The organism is Tabrizicola aquatica (assembly GCF_002900975.1).
Classification (GTDB): domain Bacteria; phylum Pseudomonadota; class Alphaproteobacteria; order Rhodobacterales; family Rhodobacteraceae; genus Tabrizicola; species Tabrizicola aquatica.
The window spans coordinates 85,169-101,144 of sequence record NZ_PJON01000005.1; the positions used below are offsets into that span (position 1 = coordinate 85,169).

14 protein-coding genes are annotated in these 15,976 nt (G+C 66.7%); 11 read left to right on the forward strand and 3 right to left on the reverse strand.

Annotation, left to right across the window (positions count from 1 at the left end):
* Nucleotides 1-113: 113 nt before the first annotated feature.
* The 7 genes from CXR42_RS16650 (at nt 114) to CXR42_RS19950 (ending at nt 6,469) form a co-directional block, all read left to right on the forward strand.
* Nucleotides 114-1,208, forward strand: a complete 1,095-nt coding sequence (locus tag CXR42_RS16650) for a cupin domain-containing protein (protein ID WP_103258724.1) — start codon at nt 114-116, stop codon at nt 1,206-1,208.
* A 143-nt stretch (nt 1,209-1,351) separates the two neighbouring features.
* On the forward strand, nt 1,352-1,744 hold the full coding sequence (locus CXR42_RS16655) for a cytidine deaminase (RefSeq protein WP_103258725.1): 393 nt from the start codon (nt 1,352-1,354) through the stop codon (nt 1,742-1,744).
* The gene (locus CXR42_RS16660; protein ID WP_103258726.1) at nt 1,741-3,054 is read left to right on the forward strand and encodes a thymidine phosphorylase; all 1,314 of its coding nucleotides are present in this window, start codon (nt 1,741-1,743) and stop codon (nt 3,052-3,054) included. The genes CXR42_RS16655 and CXR42_RS16660 overlap by 4 nt, the downstream gene beginning before the upstream one ends.
* Nucleotides 3,051-4,247 (forward strand): phosphopentomutase, encoded by a 1,197-nt coding sequence (locus CXR42_RS16665; RefSeq protein WP_103258727.1) that lies wholly within the window; start codon nt 3,051-3,053, stop codon nt 4,245-4,247. The genes CXR42_RS16660 and CXR42_RS16665 overlap by 4 nt, the downstream gene beginning before the upstream one ends.
* 72 nt (nt 4,248-4,319) lie before the next feature.
* Entirely contained in the window at nt 4,320-5,297 is a 978-nt protein-coding gene (locus CXR42_RS16670) for an adenosine deaminase (protein ID WP_180996094.1), read from the forward strand.
* Nucleotides 5,298-5,930 (forward strand): uracil phosphoribosyltransferase, encoded by a 633-nt coding sequence (gene upp / locus CXR42_RS16675; protein WP_103258729.1) that lies wholly within the window; start codon nt 5,298-5,300, stop codon nt 5,928-5,930.
* A complete protein-coding gene (locus CXR42_RS19950) occupies nt 5,930-6,469 on the forward strand; it encodes an SPOR domain-containing protein (RefSeq protein ID WP_103258730.1) in 540 nt (179 codons plus the stop codon). The genes upp and CXR42_RS19950 overlap by 1 nt, the downstream gene beginning before the upstream one ends.
* Here CXR42_RS19950 and CXR42_RS16685 read toward each other — a convergent pair.
* A complete protein-coding gene (locus CXR42_RS16685; protein ID WP_103258731.1) occupies nt 6,466-7,488 on the reverse strand; it encodes a hypothetical protein in 1,023 nt (340 codons plus the stop codon). The two genes, CXR42_RS19950 and CXR42_RS16685, sit on opposite strands and share 4 nt — an antisense overlap.
* Nucleotides 7,489-7,662: 174 nt before the next feature.
* Here CXR42_RS16685 and CXR42_RS16690 point away from each other — a divergent pair, with 174 nt between their 5' ends.
* The gene (locus tag CXR42_RS16690; RefSeq protein WP_103258732.1) at nt 7,663-8,574 is read left to right on the forward strand and encodes a DMT family transporter; all 912 of its coding nucleotides are present in this window, start codon (nt 7,663-7,665) and stop codon (nt 8,572-8,574) included.
* On the opposite strand, the gene CXR42_RS16695 is transcribed toward CXR42_RS16690, so the two are convergent.
* Nucleotides 8,571-9,149 carry a thymidine kinase gene (locus CXR42_RS16695; protein ID WP_103258733.1) on the reverse strand — a complete coding sequence of 193 codons (579 nt, stop codon included), beginning with the start codon at nt 9,147-9,149 and terminating at the stop codon, nt 8,571-8,573. The two genes, CXR42_RS16690 and CXR42_RS16695, sit on opposite strands and share 4 nt — an antisense overlap.
* Nucleotides 9,150-9,499: 350 nt before the next feature.
* On the opposite strand from CXR42_RS16695, the gene CXR42_RS16700 reads away from it, so the two are divergent.
* Nucleotides 9,500-9,955, forward strand: a complete 456-nt coding sequence (locus tag CXR42_RS16700; RefSeq protein WP_103258734.1) for a hypothetical protein — start codon at nt 9,500-9,502, stop codon at nt 9,953-9,955.
* 33 nt (nt 9,956-9,988) lie between these two features.
* On the opposite strand, the gene CXR42_RS16705 is transcribed toward CXR42_RS16700, so the two are convergent.
* On the reverse strand, nt 9,989-11,353 hold the full coding sequence (locus tag CXR42_RS16705) for a DEAD/DEAH box helicase (RefSeq protein WP_103258735.1): 1,365 nt from the start codon (nt 11,351-11,353) through the stop codon (nt 9,989-9,991).
* A 370-nt stretch (nt 11,354-11,723) separates the two neighbouring features.
* Between CXR42_RS16705 and CXR42_RS16710 the strand changes: the two genes are divergently transcribed.
* Complete coding sequence (locus CXR42_RS16710) at nt 11,724-12,818, forward strand: efflux RND transporter periplasmic adaptor subunit (RefSeq protein ID WP_103258736.1); 1,095 nt, start codon at nt 11,724-11,726, stop codon at nt 12,816-12,818.
* A complete protein-coding gene (locus CXR42_RS16715) occupies nt 12,815-15,940 on the forward strand; it encodes an efflux RND transporter permease subunit (RefSeq protein ID WP_103258737.1) in 3,126 nt (1,041 codons plus the stop codon). The genes CXR42_RS16710 and CXR42_RS16715 overlap by 4 nt, the downstream gene beginning before the upstream one ends.
* Nucleotides 15,941-15,976: the final 36 nt, after the last annotated feature.

Here is a 15,976-nt window from a genome sequence, read left to right on the forward strand (position 1 = left end):
CGTTAAACCAGTTTCGTGCCCTTGCCTATGCGGCAAGCCTTGAAACCGTTTTCGGGCCGGCTTGCAAATCACTTCCCCGCCGACCACGATGCCGCCATAGCACGGGGAATGCCATGACGGAAACGAGCAGCAAGGAAATCCGGGCCGAAATCCGGTTGCCGACACAGGAACTGCGCGAAGATCTGCCCTTCTTCACCAAGACGCTGGGGATGCGGCTGGACATGATCTTTCCCGCCGACAACCCCGAGGTCGCAGTCCTGTCCGGCCATGGACTGCGACTGCGTATCCAGAAGGGCGCGGCCGAGGCCCCCGGAACCCTGCGCATCCTGACCGATGATCCCGGTTTTGCAGGTGGCGCGAAGGCACTGGTCGCACCGAACGGTACGCGGGTGGAAATCGACGAGCTGAATCCTCCGGTCGTCACCCCGGCCACCGAACATGCCTTCGTGGTCCGGCGCCTGGCGGACCAGGCGCCCTGGGTGATCGGGCGCGCGGGGATGGAGTATCGCGACCTGATCCCGACCCGCCTGGGCGGGGCGATGATCGCCAGCCACATCCGTGTGCCCGATGGGCCGGTGCCGGACATGGTGCATTTCCACAAGGTCGGCTTCCAACTGATCTTCTGCGTCGCGGGCTGGGTGGACGTGCTGTACGAGGATCAGGGCGACATCCGCCGTATCCACGCCGGCGACTGCTTCATCCAGCCGCCGGGCATCCGCCACAAGGTCCTGCACTCGGAAGGGGTGCAAGTGGTGGAAATCGGCGTCCCGGCCGAGCATGTGACCGAGATCGACCACGACATGACCCTGCCCACCCCGCACTACCGGCCCGACCGGGAATGGGAAGGGCAAAGGTTCGTCCACGACATCGGCGCGAAAGGCGTATACGCGCCCTTCCGCATTCCGGGATTCGAGGCGCGCGATACCACGATCCACGCTGCGACCAAGGGCGTCGCCTCGGTCATGGTGGCCCGGCCCACCGGCCCTGCACCCTGGACTGTGCATGATGGCGATATCCTGTTCACCTTCGTGATGCGCGGCGCCATGACGCTGGAGGGCGAGGGCAAGGACCCCTTCCGCCTGGAACCCGGCGACGCCTTCGTGATCCCTCCGGGGATGGCAACACGCTATGCCGACTGCACGACGGACCTGGAGCTGCTGGAGGTGACGCTTCCGGGCAACCCCGAAACGCGTGTCGTCGACAGATGACCGCTCGTCGAGCACTTCGTGCACTCCTCGCGACGGCGCAGCGAGGAGTGCACGAAGTGCTCGACGAGCGACCGGCGAGCGGACACCGCCACATCGGCCCACACACAGAACCAATCTGACCAAATGGTCAAAGGGGGGCGAGGATGACGTTGCTGGAAGCCGCGACCGCGGTCAGGGAGCGGGCCTATGCGCCCTATTCCCGCTTCAAGGTGGGGGCGGCGCTGCGGTCCACGTCGGGCGCGGTGCATGTCGGCTGCAATGTCGAGAATGTCGCCTATCCCGAAGGCACCTGCGCCGAGGCCGGGGCCATCGCCGCGATGATTGCGGCCGGAGACACCCGGATTGCCGAGGTCTGCGTGATCGCCGATAGCCCCGATCCGGTCCCACCCTGTGGCGGCTGCCGTCAAAAGATTGCCGAGTTCGCGGGGCAAGAGGTGAAGGTCACGCTTTGCACCACGGACGGCAAGCAACGGGTGATGACGGTTGCCGACCTTCTGCCGGGCGTTTTTACCGCCGCGCATATGGACCGGGCATGACTGACGCGCGTCAGGTCATCGCCACGATCCGCGACGGCGGCCAGCCCGCAGCCGATGACTTGCGCTGGTTCGCGGCCGGACTGGCCTCGGGCGTGGTGACGGATGCGCAGGCCGGGGCCTTCGCCATGGCCGTGCTGCTGAAAGGGTTGTCGGAAGAGGGCCGAGTCGCCCTGACGCGGGGGATGCGCGACACCGGCAAGGTGCTGGCCTGGGATCTGCCCGGTCCGGTGGTGGACAAGCATTCGACCGGCGGGATCGGTGACTGCACCTCGCTTCTGCTGGCGCCTGCGCTGGCGGCTTGCGGGGCCTATGTTCCGATGATCTCGGGCCGGGGGCTTGGCCATACTGGCGGGACGCTGGACAAGTTGGAAGCGATCCCGGGCTTTCGCACCGCCCTTTCGGAAGAGGCCCTGCGCAAACAGATGGGCGGCGTGAAATGCGCCATCGTTGCCGCAAGTGCCGACCTCGCCCCGGCGGACAAGCGGCTTTACGCGATCCGCGACATCTCAGGGACGGTGGAAAGCATCGACCTCATCACCGCCTCGATCCTGTCCAAGAAGCTGGCGGCGGGGTTGGAGGCGCTGGTGCTGGATGTCAAATGCGGTTCGGGCGCCTTCATGAAGACGCCGGAACGGGCCGAGGCGCTGGCCCGCGCGCTGGTCAAGACGGCGCAGGGCGCGGGCTGCATGACGACGGCCCTGATCACCGACATGTCGCAGCCGTTGGCCACTGCCGCCGGCAACGCGCTGGAAGTGATCGAGGTGATGGAGACGCTGACCGGCACCTCGGTCAACACCGCGCTTTGGGACCTCACCGTGGCGCTGGGCGGCGAGGCGTTGGCGCTGGCGGGCCTGGCCGCCGATCCCAAGGACGGCGAGGGCCGCATCGCCGAGGCGCTGCAATCGGGTCAGGCGGCCGAGATCTTCGGGCGCATGGTCACGGCGCAGGGAGGGCCTGCCGATTTCGTCGAGCGTTGGCCGGACCGGCTGCCCTCGGCCCCCGTGGTGCTGGAAGTGCCGGCGCTGCAGGACGGCTATGTCGCCGCGATCGGCGGCGAGGCGCTGGGCCATGCGGTCGTGCATCTTGGCGGCGGGCGCCTGCGCGAGGGGGACAAGGTGAACCCTTCGGTCGGCCTGTCCGACCTTGCCGGGATTGGCGAGGAAACGGGCGAGGGCGTGCCCCTGGCCATGGTCCACGCCGCCACGGAAGAGGCCGCGCGGGCGGCCGTTGCGGCAGTTCAGGCCGCCTACCGGATCGTGCCGGACCTGCCCGACGAACCGGCGCTGATACAGAAAAGGATTGCCGGATGACACGCGCCTTTCTGATCGTGATGGACAGCGTCGGCTGCGGTGGCGCGCCGGATGCGGCGGCCTTTGGCGATGCCGGATCGAACACGCTTGCCCACATCGCCCAGGCCTGCGCCGAAGGCCGGGCCGAGGTCGGGCGGACCGGACCCTTGCTGATGCCGAACCTGGATCGGCTGGGGCTTGGGGCGGCGATCCGGCTGGCTTCGGGGGCGGCCACCCCGGGACTGGACGCGGTGCCGGACGGGCTGTGGGGTGCTGCGACCGAGGTGTCGAAGGGCAAGGATACGCCCTCGGGACATTGGGAACTTGCGGGGGTGCCGGTGCCCTGGGACTGGACCTATTTTCCCGACACAGTCCCCGCCTTCCCCGAAGATCTGGTGGCCGAGGTTTGCCGGCTGGCGGGGACCGAAGGCATCCTGGGCAACTGCCATGCCTCGGGCGTGCCGATCATCGCCGAGCATTGCGAGGAACATCTGCGGACGGGATGGCCGATCTGCTACACCAGCGCCGACAGCGTGTTCCAGATCGCCGCGCATGAAGAGGCTTTCGGTCTGGATCGCCTGTTGAAGCTGTGCCACGACCTTGCGCCCAGCCTGCACGCCCGCAAGGTTGGCCGGGTGATCGCGCGCCCGTTCACTGGAAGCTGCGGGGACTTCAAGCGTACGTCAAACCGCAAGGACTTTGCCATCGCCCCTCCGGCACCCACCCTGCTGGACTGGGTCGCGGACGCTGGGCGGGCGACGCATGGCGTGGGCAAGATCGGCGACATCTTCTCGATGCGGGGGATCGGAAAGCTTTGGAAAGGCAAGTCCGATGCTGACCTTTTCGAACATCTTGTTCGACTTGGGGCTGAAGCCGAGGACGGTTCCTTGACCTTTGCAAACCTTGTCGAGTTCGACACGCTGTACGGCCACCCGCGCGATGTTTCTGGCTATGCCCGGGCGCTGGAGTGGTTCGACGCGGGCCTCCCCCGGTTCTTTGCAACCCTGCGGCCGGGTGATCTGGCGATCTTCACGGCAGACCACGGCAACGACCCGACCTGGCGCGGCACCGAGCATACGCGGGAGCGGGTCCCGGTTGTGGGCTGGGGCGCTGGCGCGCGCGAGGTAGGGATGTGCGGGTTCGTTGATGTTGGCGCAAGTGTCGCCGCGCATCTGGGGGTCGTTGGCCAAGGTCCGGGGCGCAGTTTCCTGTAACGGCCCCCGGGGGCGCTTAGCCCCCCGGACTTCCCGAGGATATTTGTGCAAAGATGAAATGAGGAGCGCTGCGTGAGTGGATTGCCGAAGGTCGAACTGCATCTCCATCTGGAAGGCGCCGCGCCGCCCAGCTTTATCGCGGGGCTGGCCAAGGAGAAGCATCTGGACATATCCGGCATCTTCGACACGCGCGGAAATTATCGCTACAAGGACTTCTGGGACTTCCTGAAGGTCTATGAGGCCGCGACCTCGGCGCTGCAGACGCCCGAGGATTACGCGCGGCTGACGCTTGCAGTGCTGGAGGAATCGGCGAAGTCCGGCGTGGTCTATTCCGAGACCTTCCTGTCGCCCGATTTCTGCGGTGGGCGCGACGTGGGGGCCTGGCGGGAATACCTGCACGCGATGCAGGAGGCTGCGACCCAGGCGGAACGGCAGATGGGGATCACCCTGCGCGGAATCATCACCTGCATCCGGCATTTCGGCCCGGACAAAGCGCGCGAGACGGCGCTGTGCGCGGCCGAGACCGCCGGGGACTGGATCGTCGGCTTTGGAATTGCGGGTGATGAGAAGATCGGCGCGCCCAAGGACTTTCGCTGGGCCTTCGACTGCGCGCGCGAGGCAGGGTTGCGGCTGACCGCCCACGCAGGGGAATGGGGCGGGCCGGACAGCGTTCGGGATGCCGTGCGCGATCTGGAGGTGGAGCGGATCGGACATGGGGTGCGCGCGATCGAGGATCTTTCCTTGGTGGATGAGCTGGCCGAAAAGGGCATCGTGCTGGAAGTGTGTCCCGGTTCGAACGTGGTGCTGGGCGTCTACCCAAGCTTCCGCGACCATCCGATTGCGGAACTGGACCGGCGCGGCGTGAAGGTCACCGTCAGCACGGACGATCCGCCGTTCTTCCACACCACCATGGCCCGCGAGTACGAAGAACTGCACCGGGCCTTCGATTGGGACGATGGCCAGTTCCGCAAGATCGCGCGCCAGTCGCTTGACGCGGCCTTCTGCGATGCGGATACCAAGGCAAGGATCGGAAAGCTGTTGGAGGCCTGAATGCTGGATCACCTGACCGTCGTGTCGCACCCCCTGGTCCAGCACAAGCTGACCCTGATGCGCGAGAAAGACACCTCGACCGCCAGCTTTCGCAAGCTTCTGCGCGAGATCAGCCTGCTGCTGGCCTACGAGGTCACCCGCGAACTGCCGATGACCACGAAGCGGATCGAGACCCCGTTGGAAGAAATGGATGCCCCGATGATCGAGGGCAAGAAGCTGGCCCTTGTCAGCATCTTGCGGGCCGGCAATGGGCTTCTGGATGGCATTCTGGAGTTGATCCCTGCGGCGCGCGTCGGGTTTGTCGGCCTGTACCGCGACCCCGAGACGCTGCAGCCGGTGCAGTACTACTGCAAGTTGCCCGAGAAGATGGAGGACCGCATTGCCATCGTCGTAGATCCGATGCTGGCCACCGGGAACTCGTCGGCGGCGGCGATCTCGCTTCTGAAAAAGGCGGGTGCGAAGCAGATCCGCTTCCTGTGTCTGCTGGCGGCCCCCGAAGGGATTGCCCGGATGAAAGAGGCGCATCCGGACGTGCCGATCGTCACGGCCGCGGTGGACAGCCGCCTGAATGACCATGGCTATATCGTGCCGGGCCTGGGTGATGCCGGGGACCGGATGTTCGGCACCAAGTGATGCTGGCGCGGGGGGCCGTGCTGGCCATTCTGGCGCTTGCCGCCCCGGTCCTGGCCGATGAGCCGGCGCAGCCTGCCGAGCTGCCACCTGCGGGCTATGCAGGACAACAGTATGTGGACAGCAAGGGCTGTCTTTTCCTGCGGGCCGGTCGCGTGGGCGAAGTCCTGTGGGTGCCGCGCGTGACCCGTGAGGGGGTGCCATTGTGCGGCAATCCGACGTCTGGCCAGCGCGTAGCGGTGGCGGACACAGGCGAAGTGGCGCCGGATCAGGCTGATGCAACGCTGGCTGCCAGTGATGGCGGGGAACCGGGCTGGTACGTCGCCGTCGGCAGCTTCGGCCAGACCAGCAATGTCGACCGGGCGGTCGAGCGGTTGCGGGTGCTGGGCTACCCCGCGACGCAGGGTCGGGCGACTGGAGCAGCTGGCCTCCAGACAGTGTTTGCCGGTCCCTTGCCTTCGGCCAAGGCGGCCGAGGACGCACAGTCCAAGCTGCGCGGCCAGGGCTTCCCCGATGCGACCGTGATCCGCCGGCAGGACTAGGCGTTGCAGATGCCCTGCAGCGCGACCCAGGATTCATCCGGGATCAGCGGCGTCGGCGCGAGGCCCTTGTAGGGATCGCGTTCCACGAGGCCGCCCGTCACCGCGCCGTCCGGGTCGACTGCGACGGCATAGGGCGAGACCGGAATCTGTGCCGCCTCAAATGCGGCGAGTGCGGCATCGTCGGCAACCGACTGCGGGGTATCCCGCAGGGCTGCTTCGCCATAGCCGGCGATGGCGGCGGTGGGCAGTTCGGCCGTGGTCAGAAGCTGGAACGTCGCGCGCAGACCGGCGTGCTGCAAGAGTGGCAACATCGGATCCGACTGCCGTGATCGCAACCGTTCCACCAGCGCTGCCCCTGCCGCCGCCTCGGGGCCGTTCATCTGCTCGATCATCTGGCGCGGCAGGATGATGACATCGCCCGGCAGATGCAGGGGCCGTTCGACCCCCTCGGGCAGGACATAGAGGATTGGCGTATCGACCGGGCCGAACACCCGTTCCGACAATCCGGCCAGTGCCTGCAAACCCAACTGGTTGTCGCAGGGCGCACCCGTGACGCGCACCAGGTCGTCCAGCACCCGCTGCCCGATCTCGGCCCGCTGCGCCGGTGGCACGACCGAGGCGGTGTGCCGCACCAGGGCGCCCGGCAGCCAGAACAGCGCCAGCGCCACCACGCCCACTGCCGTCGCGCCCAGCATCAGCCCGCGCAACCGGCCCGGACGCGGGATGGCCGCCTTCACCGCCGCGCGCACCGCATCCAGCGCGGCGATCATGTCGGGGTCGGTCAACTCCAGACTCTCGGTGGATTCCGGACCCGGCGCAAAGACCGGGGGCTCTTCGCCGCGGTTCGTCCGCTCTACCGCCGGAAGCGACCAGTGGCTGACCGCCTCGCCGCTGCGGGGGTCGGACAGGATCAGCGTCGCCTCGCCAAAGCGCACCAACACCTCGCGGCGCTGGTCCTGCGGGGTCTCGCGCCACAGGCCCGAGCATTCCAGCCTCTGATACTTCTTCAGCGCCGTCATCGGGCCCCGGTCTTTGCGTGCTTTCGCGCGACCTTACTGCCTGTGGCCGCCGGCCACAATCACCGACCGCCTTGCGCCATCCGCGACCAGAAAGCCCGGTCGGGGCGTCGCGTTCAGGCGGGCGGCACGGTCCGGGGGCGGGCAGAACGGCGAGCAGGCAAGACAGCAGGCACCATGACCGACCTTCCCAACCGCACCCTGGCCGCCTTTGGCGCGGTGCTGATCTATGCGAGCGTGATCGCCTATACCGACAACTACGTCCGGGTCATCGCGCAGGACGGCGGGCTGTGGCAGTTCCATGCCACGCGCACGGCAATGGCGTTCGCCATCCTGGCCCTGGTCGCGCTGCCCTTGGGGCTGAAGCTGCGGCCCAATCGGCCCGGGCGCGTGCTGGCGCGGTCGGCGATCCATGGTTCGGCGATGGTGATCTATTTCGGCGCGCTGGCCTTCCTGCCGGTGGCGCAAGTCGCGGCGGGCCTGTTCACCGCTCCGATCTTTGTCCTGCTGATCCAGCGCTTTGCCTATGGCCTGCCGATCAGCACCCTGCAAATCCTGGCGGTTCTGGTCGGCTTCGGCGGCGTGGTCATGGTCCTTGGCCCCGAGGCCGTCTCTGGCGCCACCTTCGCCGCGTTGCTGCCGGTCATTGCGGGTGCGCTGTATGCCATGGGCAACATCGCCACCCGCCAATGGTGCCAGGGCGAAAGCGCCGAGACGCTGGTTGCGGGCTTCTTCGGGATGCTGGGGGGGATCGGCCTGATCGGCATGGCGGTGCTGGCCCTGTTCCCGATGACTGTGCCTGCGGGGGCGGAGGGCTTTCTGCAACGCGGCCCGGTCTGGCCCACTGGCGGCTTCCTGTGGTGGACCTTCGTGCAGGCGGCGGGTTCGCTTCTGGGCGTGGGGATGATCGTGAAGGCGTACCAGATCGCGGACGCGTCCCGCGTGTCGGTGTTCGAGTATGTGATCCTGCCGGCCTCGGCCGCCTGGGGCTTCGTGTTGTGGGGCGAGACGCTGACCTGGCTGGCGGTCGCCGGCATGGCGCTGATCGCGCTGGCCGGCGTGCTGATCACCCGGCCGGCGCGGGCTTAGTCGCCGACGGCCTCGCGCCAGTGACGGCGGCACAGGCTGACGTAGGTCTCGTTCCCGCCGATCACCACCTGCTCGCCGTCGCGCAGCGCGCGTCCGTCCGGGCCGCGGCGGATGACCATGGTGGCCTTCTTTCCACAATGGCAGATCGTGCGCACCTCACGCATCTCGTCGGCCCAGGCCAGAAGCGCGGCCGAGCCGGGAAAGAGGTTGCCCTGGAAATCGACGCGCAGGCCGTAGGCCATGACCGGCACGCCCAGATCGTCCACCGCACGGGCCAGTTGCCAGACCTGCTCTTTCGACAGGAACTGCGCCTCGTCGATAAAGACACAGGCGACCGGCCCTTGTGCGAAACGGACTTGCAGCTTGGCGAACAGGTCCTCGCCCGGGGCGAAGGTGTCTGCATCCTCGCCGATGCCGATGCGGCTGGCGATGCGCCCCTGACCGGCCCGGTTGTCGAACTGCGCGGTGATCAGATAGGTCGCCATGCCCCCCTCGCGGTAGTTGTGCGAGGCCTGGAGGAGCGAGGTCGACTTGCCCGCATTCATCGTCGAATAGTGAAAATACAGCTTGGCCATGGTGTGCCCGACCTAGCCCATCACCGACCCCGGCCGCAAGATCTGCGGCGGGACCGGCCAGGGGACTGGTACGGGGTAGGGGTGGGCAGGGGTATGACGGCCCGGAACGAGTAACCTGGCGACACCGTCGCCACACTTGTTAAGGAAGGGCCCGCCACACCCCGGCGGATCGCTTGTGCCTCCACCGGAGACAGGCAGCGGACCCCCACCCAAACCGGTGCTGGGGACACCGGCAACTCACCAACGCGCCGGCAACTTGCCGACACCTCTTTATTCATGACAAACGGTTCCCACGGGGTTAATGGGAAAATTCCAAGGGCTTTCCCCGGATTGCCTGCGCAGTGGAGTAAATGATGTCGGTCGCGTCCTACCTGAAGAAGCACACCGAGGCCTTGGTAAAGGATGTTGGCATTGAAGCCGCCTGCGAATTGACCGGCAAGTCGAAGGCGACGCTGGGCCGCTACTACTCGGACAACGAGGAACACGATGACCGCTTCATGCCGATCGACGTGGTGGCCGAACTGGAAGCCGCTAGCCGCTTTCCGCATGTGACGGCCGCCCTGGCCGATCTGCGCGGCATCACGCTGTCCTATGACAGCGAGAAGCGGAATTCCACGTCCACCGGCGTCAACCAGGACGTGGTCGCCCTGGCGCAGCGGTTCGGGATGCTGATGGCCGAATACAACCAGGCCATCGGCGACGGGAAAATCTCGGTCAATGAGGCGAAGCGCCTGCTGCGCGAGACGCTGGCGATCCAGCAGGTCCTGCTGGAGATGAAGCTGAACCTGGAAGAAGAAGTAAGCTGACGGGGTCGGTCAAACCGACCCCGCCCGCAATTTCTAGCGCGCGTCGCGGCGCGGCGCGAAGCTGCCGCCTTGCGGCTTGCCTTGCGCCGGGCGCTGGCCGGCCGGCTTGCCCTGACCGGCTGGGCGCCCCTGGCCCGCAGGTTTGCCCGATCCGCCCGCGCGCTGGCCCTGCGGCTTTGCGGTCAGCTTCTGGCCCTGGCGTCCGCCATTGCCGGGCCGCTGTCCCCGGTTCTGCCCCGGCTTCGGCGCCGCGGCGGCGATATCTGCCGCCCAAGGGGCACCGCCCACCATCGGCAGCGGCTTTTTCAACAGCTTCTCGATCGCCTGCAATTCGCCCATCTCGGCTGGCGCGCAGAAGCTGATCGAGGAGCCTTCCGCCCCCGCCCGCGCGGTGCGTCCGATGCGGTGGACATAGTTCTCTGGCACGTTCGGCAGGTCGAAGTTGTAGACGTGGCGCACCGTCGGAATGTCGATTCCCCGCGCCGCCACATCGGTCGCGACCAGAACATCCAATTCGCCATTGCGGAACTCGGTGAGGGTGCGGTCGCGCTGGTTCTGGCTTTTGTTGCCGTGGATCGAGCCGACCTTGAAGCCCCAGACCGCCAGCAGTTTCGCCAGCTTTTCCGAGCCATGCTTGGTGCGGCCGAAAACCAGCGCCTGCTCGCCCGGGTGCTTCTTCAGATACTCTTCCAGCATCCGGGCCTTGTCGCCGTTCGGGATGAAGTGGACGCCCTGGCTGATGCGCTCCACGGGCTTGCCGGGCGGGGCGACCTGCACCTTGATCGGATCGCGCAGATAGGTATCCGCGATTTCCGAGATGTCCTTGGGCATCGTGGCCGAAAACAGCAGCGTCTGGCGCTTCAGCGGAATATGCTTGGCGATCTTCCGCAGCGAATGGATGAAGCCCATGTCCAGCATGTGGTCAGCTTCGTCCAGCACCAGATAGCCGCACTTTTCCAGCGAAACGTCACCACGCTCCAGCAGGTCGATCAGACGGCCCGGCGTCGCAACCAGCACGTCGGTGCCCTTGGACAAGGCCTGCGCCTGCTTGAACAGCGACGCCCCCCCGACGACCATCGTGATCTTCACGGCCGTGCCTTTGGTAAAGACCTCGAAGTTGTCCTTGATCTGCGCGATCAACTCGCGCGTCGGCGCCAGGATCAGGGCGCGGACGTTCTTCGGGCCCGGCGGGTGGCCGATGTCCAGCAGGCGGTGCAGCAGCGGCAGGCCAAAGGCCGCCGTCTTGCCGGTGCCGGTCTGGGCCAGGCCCATCAGGTCGCGGCCCTGCATGATATGTGGAATGGCCTGCTCCTGGATCGGAGTGGGCGTCTTGAGCGTGGTCTTTTCCAGCGCTTTCAGAATCTTCGGCGAAAGGCCGAGGTCGGCAAAAGTGGCCATGAGAATGGTCCCGTCGTTCAGAGGGCCTACGACCCTCGTCCCGGACCATTGCCCGTGACCGTGCCGCAAGCGGCGCCCCTGCGTGACTGTGGGAACCAGAGCGTCCGGGCCTTTCGGTGCTCACGCGGCACGGGCTTCGGACAGGGGGGACATGGGCCGGATCGCCCTGAAAGTCAATGCCATGCCTAAAATTGGCGCAATAAAGCGCCCCGGGCCGGGTCGGGGAAGCCGTCGCTGGACCTTGCCGCGGCTTGGGCGTATGTCTGTGCCGCCTTTGTGCCGAGTCTGCCTTTACCGTCCTCCCGCTCTCCGGCCCAGACCGGACAGCAGGACAGCACACACTTTCAACACCTTATCAGGGCCTGTCCCCATGCCGAAGTTCCATCGTATCGCCGCATTCTGCGTTCTTGTCGCCGCTGGCGCCTGGATTGCCACGGGCGAGTTTTCGTCGGTCGGCAGTGCCCAAGGGGTCGAAGGTCAGGAATCCCCGACCCAGCCGGTGGCCGAGGTGAAACCACTGGTCCGCACGGTTGCCGCCGTGACGCCGGTCTTTGTGGACCACGCCCGCACGATCCGGCTGTCCGGTCTGACGGCTGCGGACAAGCGGGTCTCATTGGCCGCGCGGGCGGAAGGCGTGGTCGCAAGCCTTGCGCTTACCAAGGGCGGAACCGTCACGGCGGGTGCGTTGGTGATGACCCTGGAAGGCCCCGAAACCCTGGCCCAGGCCAAGATCGCCGAAATCTCGCTTGCGCAGAAAGAGCGCGAGTTCGAGCGCGCCGACAAGCTGTTCGCCGGCGGTAACCTGCCCGAGATCGAGTTGAACAACGCCCGCTCTGCCCGCGATGCTGCGGCAGCGGAACTTGAACGCGCCCGCGCCGCCGTGGATCGGCTGGAACTGAAGGCGCCGTTCACCGGAATCGTCGACACGGTCGAGGTGGAACTGGGCGAATGGGTGCAGACCGGCGCGCCCGTTGCCACGATCCTGGCGCTGAACCCGATCCTGGTGCAGGCCGAAATCAGCGAAGTCGACCTGGCCAGCGTCACCAAGGGCGCCAAGGCCGTGGTCCGGCTGGTCAACGGCACCGAACTGGACGGAACCGTCCGCCTGATCGCGCGCGAAGCCTCGGCCCAGACCCGGACCTTTCCGGTCGAGATCGAACTTGCCAATCCCGACCTGGCGATCCCCTCGGGCATGACGGCCGAGGTCCTGCTGTCGGCTTCCCCGGTCCGGGCCGTGGTGGTGCCACGCTCGGTCATCACCCTGGCCGAGACGGGGGAGTTGGGTATCCGCGTCGTGGGCAGCGACAATGTCGCGGGCTTTGCGGCGGTTTCGATCATCGATGACACGCCCGATGGCCTGGTCGTGACCGGCGTGCCCGAGGACAAGCGCATCATCGTCGCCGGTCAGGACCTGGTCCGCGACGGCGAGACGGTCGAGGTCGCCGAGACGGAGGCCGCACCATGAAACTGGTCGAAACCGCCATTGCCAACGCGCGCCTGACCCTTTCGATCCTGCTGTTCCTGATGGTCGCGGGCACCTTCGCCTATGTCTCGATCCCCAAGGAGGCCGAGCCCGACGTCCAGATCCCGATCCTCTACGTCAGCCTGCACTATGAGGGGATCTCGCCCGAGGACAGCGAGCGCCTGCTACTCCGCCCGATGGAAACGGCGCTGAAATCGATCTCGGGTATCAAGAAGATGACCTCGACCGCCTATCAGGGCGGGGGCAACGTGCTGATCGAGTTTCAGGCCGGGGCCGACCTGAACAAGGCGCTGGATGACGTGCGCAACAAGGTGGACACCGCCCGCCCGCAATTGCCCGACGGCGCGGATGAGCCGACGGTCAACGAGGTCAACCTGTCGGAATTCCCGATCCTGGTCGTGACCCTGTCGGGCGACGTGCCGGAACGTGTCCTGGCCCGCGCGGGGCGTGAGTTGCAGGACCGCATCGAGGAATTGCCCCCGGTGCTGGAGGCGAACCTGCAAGGTGTCCGCGACGATCTGGTCGAGGTGGTGATCGACCCCGGCAAGCTTGCGACCTATGGCCTGCGCCCCGATATCCTCATCGCCGGCTTCGCCGCCGGCAACCAGCTTGTCGCCGCCGGCGCGCTGGAGGGCAGCGAAGGCCGCTATGCGATCAAGGTTCCGTCGCTTCTGGAAACGGTGGCCGATGTGGCGAACCTGCCGGTAATCTCGACCGGCACCGCCACCGTGCGCGTGCGCGACATCGCCACCATCCTGCCCACGTTGAAGGAACCCGCCACCATCACCCGCCTTGACGGCCGTCCCGCCGTGGCGATTGAGGTCTCGAAACGCTCGGGCGCGAACCTGATCGAGACCGTGGACCAGGTGAAAGCCGTGACCGAGGCCTTCCGTCCCCTCCTGCCCGAAGGGACCGAGATCAGTTTCAGCCAGGACAAGTCCAAGGACATCCGGCAGTTGCTGTTCGACCTGCAGAACTCGGTCCTGACGGCGGTGATCCTGGTTTTCATCGTCATCCTTTACGCCCTGTCGATGCGGGCCTCGATCCTGATCGGCCTGGCGATTCCGGCTTCGTTCCTGATGGGGATGCTGGCGCTGTCGCTTTGGGGCTACACGGTCAACATCGTGGTCCTGTTCTCGCTGATCCTGGCCGTCGGGATGCTGGTCGACGACGCGATCATCGTCACCGAATACGCCGAACGCCGCATGGCCGAAGGCATGGACAAGCGCGAGGCGTTCGCCCAGGCCTCGCATCGCATGACCGGCCCGGTCACGGCCGCCACCCTGACGCGGGTTGCGGCCTTCTCGCCCTTGCTGTTCTGGCCCGGCATCGTGGGCGAGTTCATGAAGTATCTGCCGATCACCCTGATCGTCACGCTCTCCGCCTCGCTGGTCTATGCGCTGATCTTCGTCCCCACCCTGGGCGCGCTGATCGCCAAACCGTTCAAGCACCCGCCCCAGCACAAGGACGGCGCCTATATGTGGGTCGTCGGCAAGGCGGTGCGGCACCCGTTCATCGTCCTTTTCGTCGCGGTGGGCCTCTTGGTGGCGGTGCCCTTCGCCTATGCCAAGTACGGCAAGGGCGTGATCTTCTTCCCCGACGTCGAGCCCGAGTTCGGCCTGCTGTACGTCAAGGCGCGGGGCAACCTGTCGATCCAGGAAAAGGACGCTTTGGTCGCCCAAGCCGAGGAACGCATCCTGGGCTGGCCCGGCATCGCCACGGTCTACACCCGCACCGGTGCGGGCGGCGGCATGGGCAACGAGGTCGGGCCGGACGTGATCGGCACGATCCAGTACGAATTCGTCGACTGGCGCGAGCGCAAGCCCGCATCCGAGATCCTGACCGATCTTCGTGTCGCCATGATCGGCATACCCGGCGTGGATATCGAGGTCTCGGTGCCGCAGGCGGGGCCGCCCACTGGCAAGGCGATCCAGATCCAGCTTTCGGCCGACGATCCCTCGGGGCTGAACGACGTGGCCCGCGCGGTGGCCGACCAACTGGCCGCTGTTCCGGACGTGATCGACATCTCGAACGGCCTGCCGCCGCCCGGGGTGGACTGGGAGTTGCGCGTCGACCGCGCCGCCGCTGCCCGCTACGGCATCGCACCCGCGACCGTTGGGGCGATGGTGCAGCTGGTGACCGGGGGCCTCAAGCTGTCGGATTACCGGCCTGCCGGGGCCGACGACGCGGTGGACATCGTCCTGCGCCTGCCAGCCGACCAGCGCACCATCGCGGCGCTGGACCAGTTGCGCATCCAGACCGCCGAAGGCTCGGTACCGATCACCAACTTCGTCACCCGCGTCTCGGCCCCCACCACGGGCACCCTGACCCGGCTGGACGGCGCCCGCACTGTCACCGTGCAGGCCGGCATCCGCGAGGGCGTGCAGCCCGACCAGGTCCGCGCCGCCGTCAGCGCCGCGCTGGAGCAGGCCGAGCTGGACAAGATCGGCGTCCGCTGGAAACTTGCCGGCGAGGATCAGGAACAGGCCGAGGCAGGGGCCTTCCTGGCCAAGGCCTTCGGCGCGGCGATCTTCCTGATTTTCGTGGTCCTTCTGGCGCAGTTCAACAACTTCACCTCGGTCTGGCTGGTGCTGTCGGCGGTGATCATGTCCACCATCGGTGTCTTGCTGGGCCTGATGCTCATGGCCCAGCCGTTCACCATGGTGATGACCGGGATCGGGGTCATCGCGCTGGCCGGCGTGGTGGTGAACAACAACATCGTGCTGATCGACACCTACGACACCCTTCGACGCGAGGGCCGGCCGAAGATCGAGGCGATCCTGCAGACCTGCCGCGAGCGGGCGCGTCCCGTGGTCCTGACCGCGCTGACGGCGATCCTTGGCGTGCTGCCCATCGCCTTCGGCCTGAACGTCGAGCTTCTGCACCAGGAGGTCACGATCGGCGCGCCCTCCACCCAGTGGTGGATCGCGCTCTCCAGCGCCATCGTCTATGGCCTGGCCTTTGCCACGGTCCTGACGCTGATCGTCATCCCGTCGCTTCTGATGCTGGTGATGCGGGACGACCATCCGAAGCCCTGGTTCTGGCAACGCGCCAAGCGCCAGGCCTGGCGCGCCGCACGGGGTAGGGCACAGCCGGCAGAGTGAAAGACGCCCAAGCCGGTCACTATAGATTCGATCGCT

Bases quoted from the DNA above. Each gene is read 5' to 3' on its own strand.
- CXR42_RS16650 (WP_103258724.1), top strand. From the start codon at position 114: ATGACGGAAACGAGCAGCAAGGAAATCCGGGCCGAAATCCGGTTGCCG.
- CXR42_RS16655 (WP_103258725.1), top strand. From the start codon at position 1,352: ATGACGTTGCTGGAAGCCGCGACCGCGGTCAGGGAGCGGGCCTATGCG.
- CXR42_RS16660 (WP_103258726.1), top strand. From the start codon at position 1,741: ATGACTGACGCGCGTCAGGTCATCGCCACGATCCGCGACGGCGGCCAG.
- CXR42_RS16665 (WP_103258727.1), top strand. From the start codon at position 3,051: ATGACACGCGCCTTTCTGATCGTGATGGACAGCGTCGGCTGCGGTGGC.
- upp (WP_103258729.1), top strand. From the start codon at position 5,298: ATGCTGGATCACCTGACCGTCGTGTCGCACCCCCTGGTCCAGCACAAG.
- CXR42_RS19950 (WP_103258730.1), top strand. From the start codon at position 5,930: ATGCTGGCGCGGGGGGCCGTGCTGGCCATTCTGGCGCTTGCCGCCCCG.
- CXR42_RS16685 (WP_103258731.1), bottom strand. From the start codon at position 7,488: ATGACGGCGCTGAAGAAGTATCAGAGGCTGGAATGCTCGGGCCTGTGG.
- CXR42_RS16690 (WP_103258732.1), top strand. From the start codon at position 7,663: ATGACCGACCTTCCCAACCGCACCCTGGCCGCCTTTGGCGCGGTGCTG.
- CXR42_RS16695 (WP_103258733.1), bottom strand. From the start codon at position 9,149: ATGGCCAAGCTGTATTTTCACTATTCGACGATGAATGCGGGCAAGTCG.
- CXR42_RS16700 (WP_103258734.1), top strand. From the start codon at position 9,500: ATGATGTCGGTCGCGTCCTACCTGAAGAAGCACACCGAGGCCTTGGTA.
- CXR42_RS16705 (WP_103258735.1), bottom strand. From the start codon at position 11,353: ATGGCCACTTTTGCCGACCTCGGCCTTTCGCCGAAGATTCTGAAAGCG.
- CXR42_RS16710 (WP_103258736.1), top strand. From the start codon at position 11,724: ATGCCGAAGTTCCATCGTATCGCCGCATTCTGCGTTCTTGTCGCCGCT.
- CXR42_RS16715 (WP_103258737.1), top strand. From the start codon at position 12,815: ATGAAACTGGTCGAAACCGCCATTGCCAACGCGCGCCTGACCCTTTCG.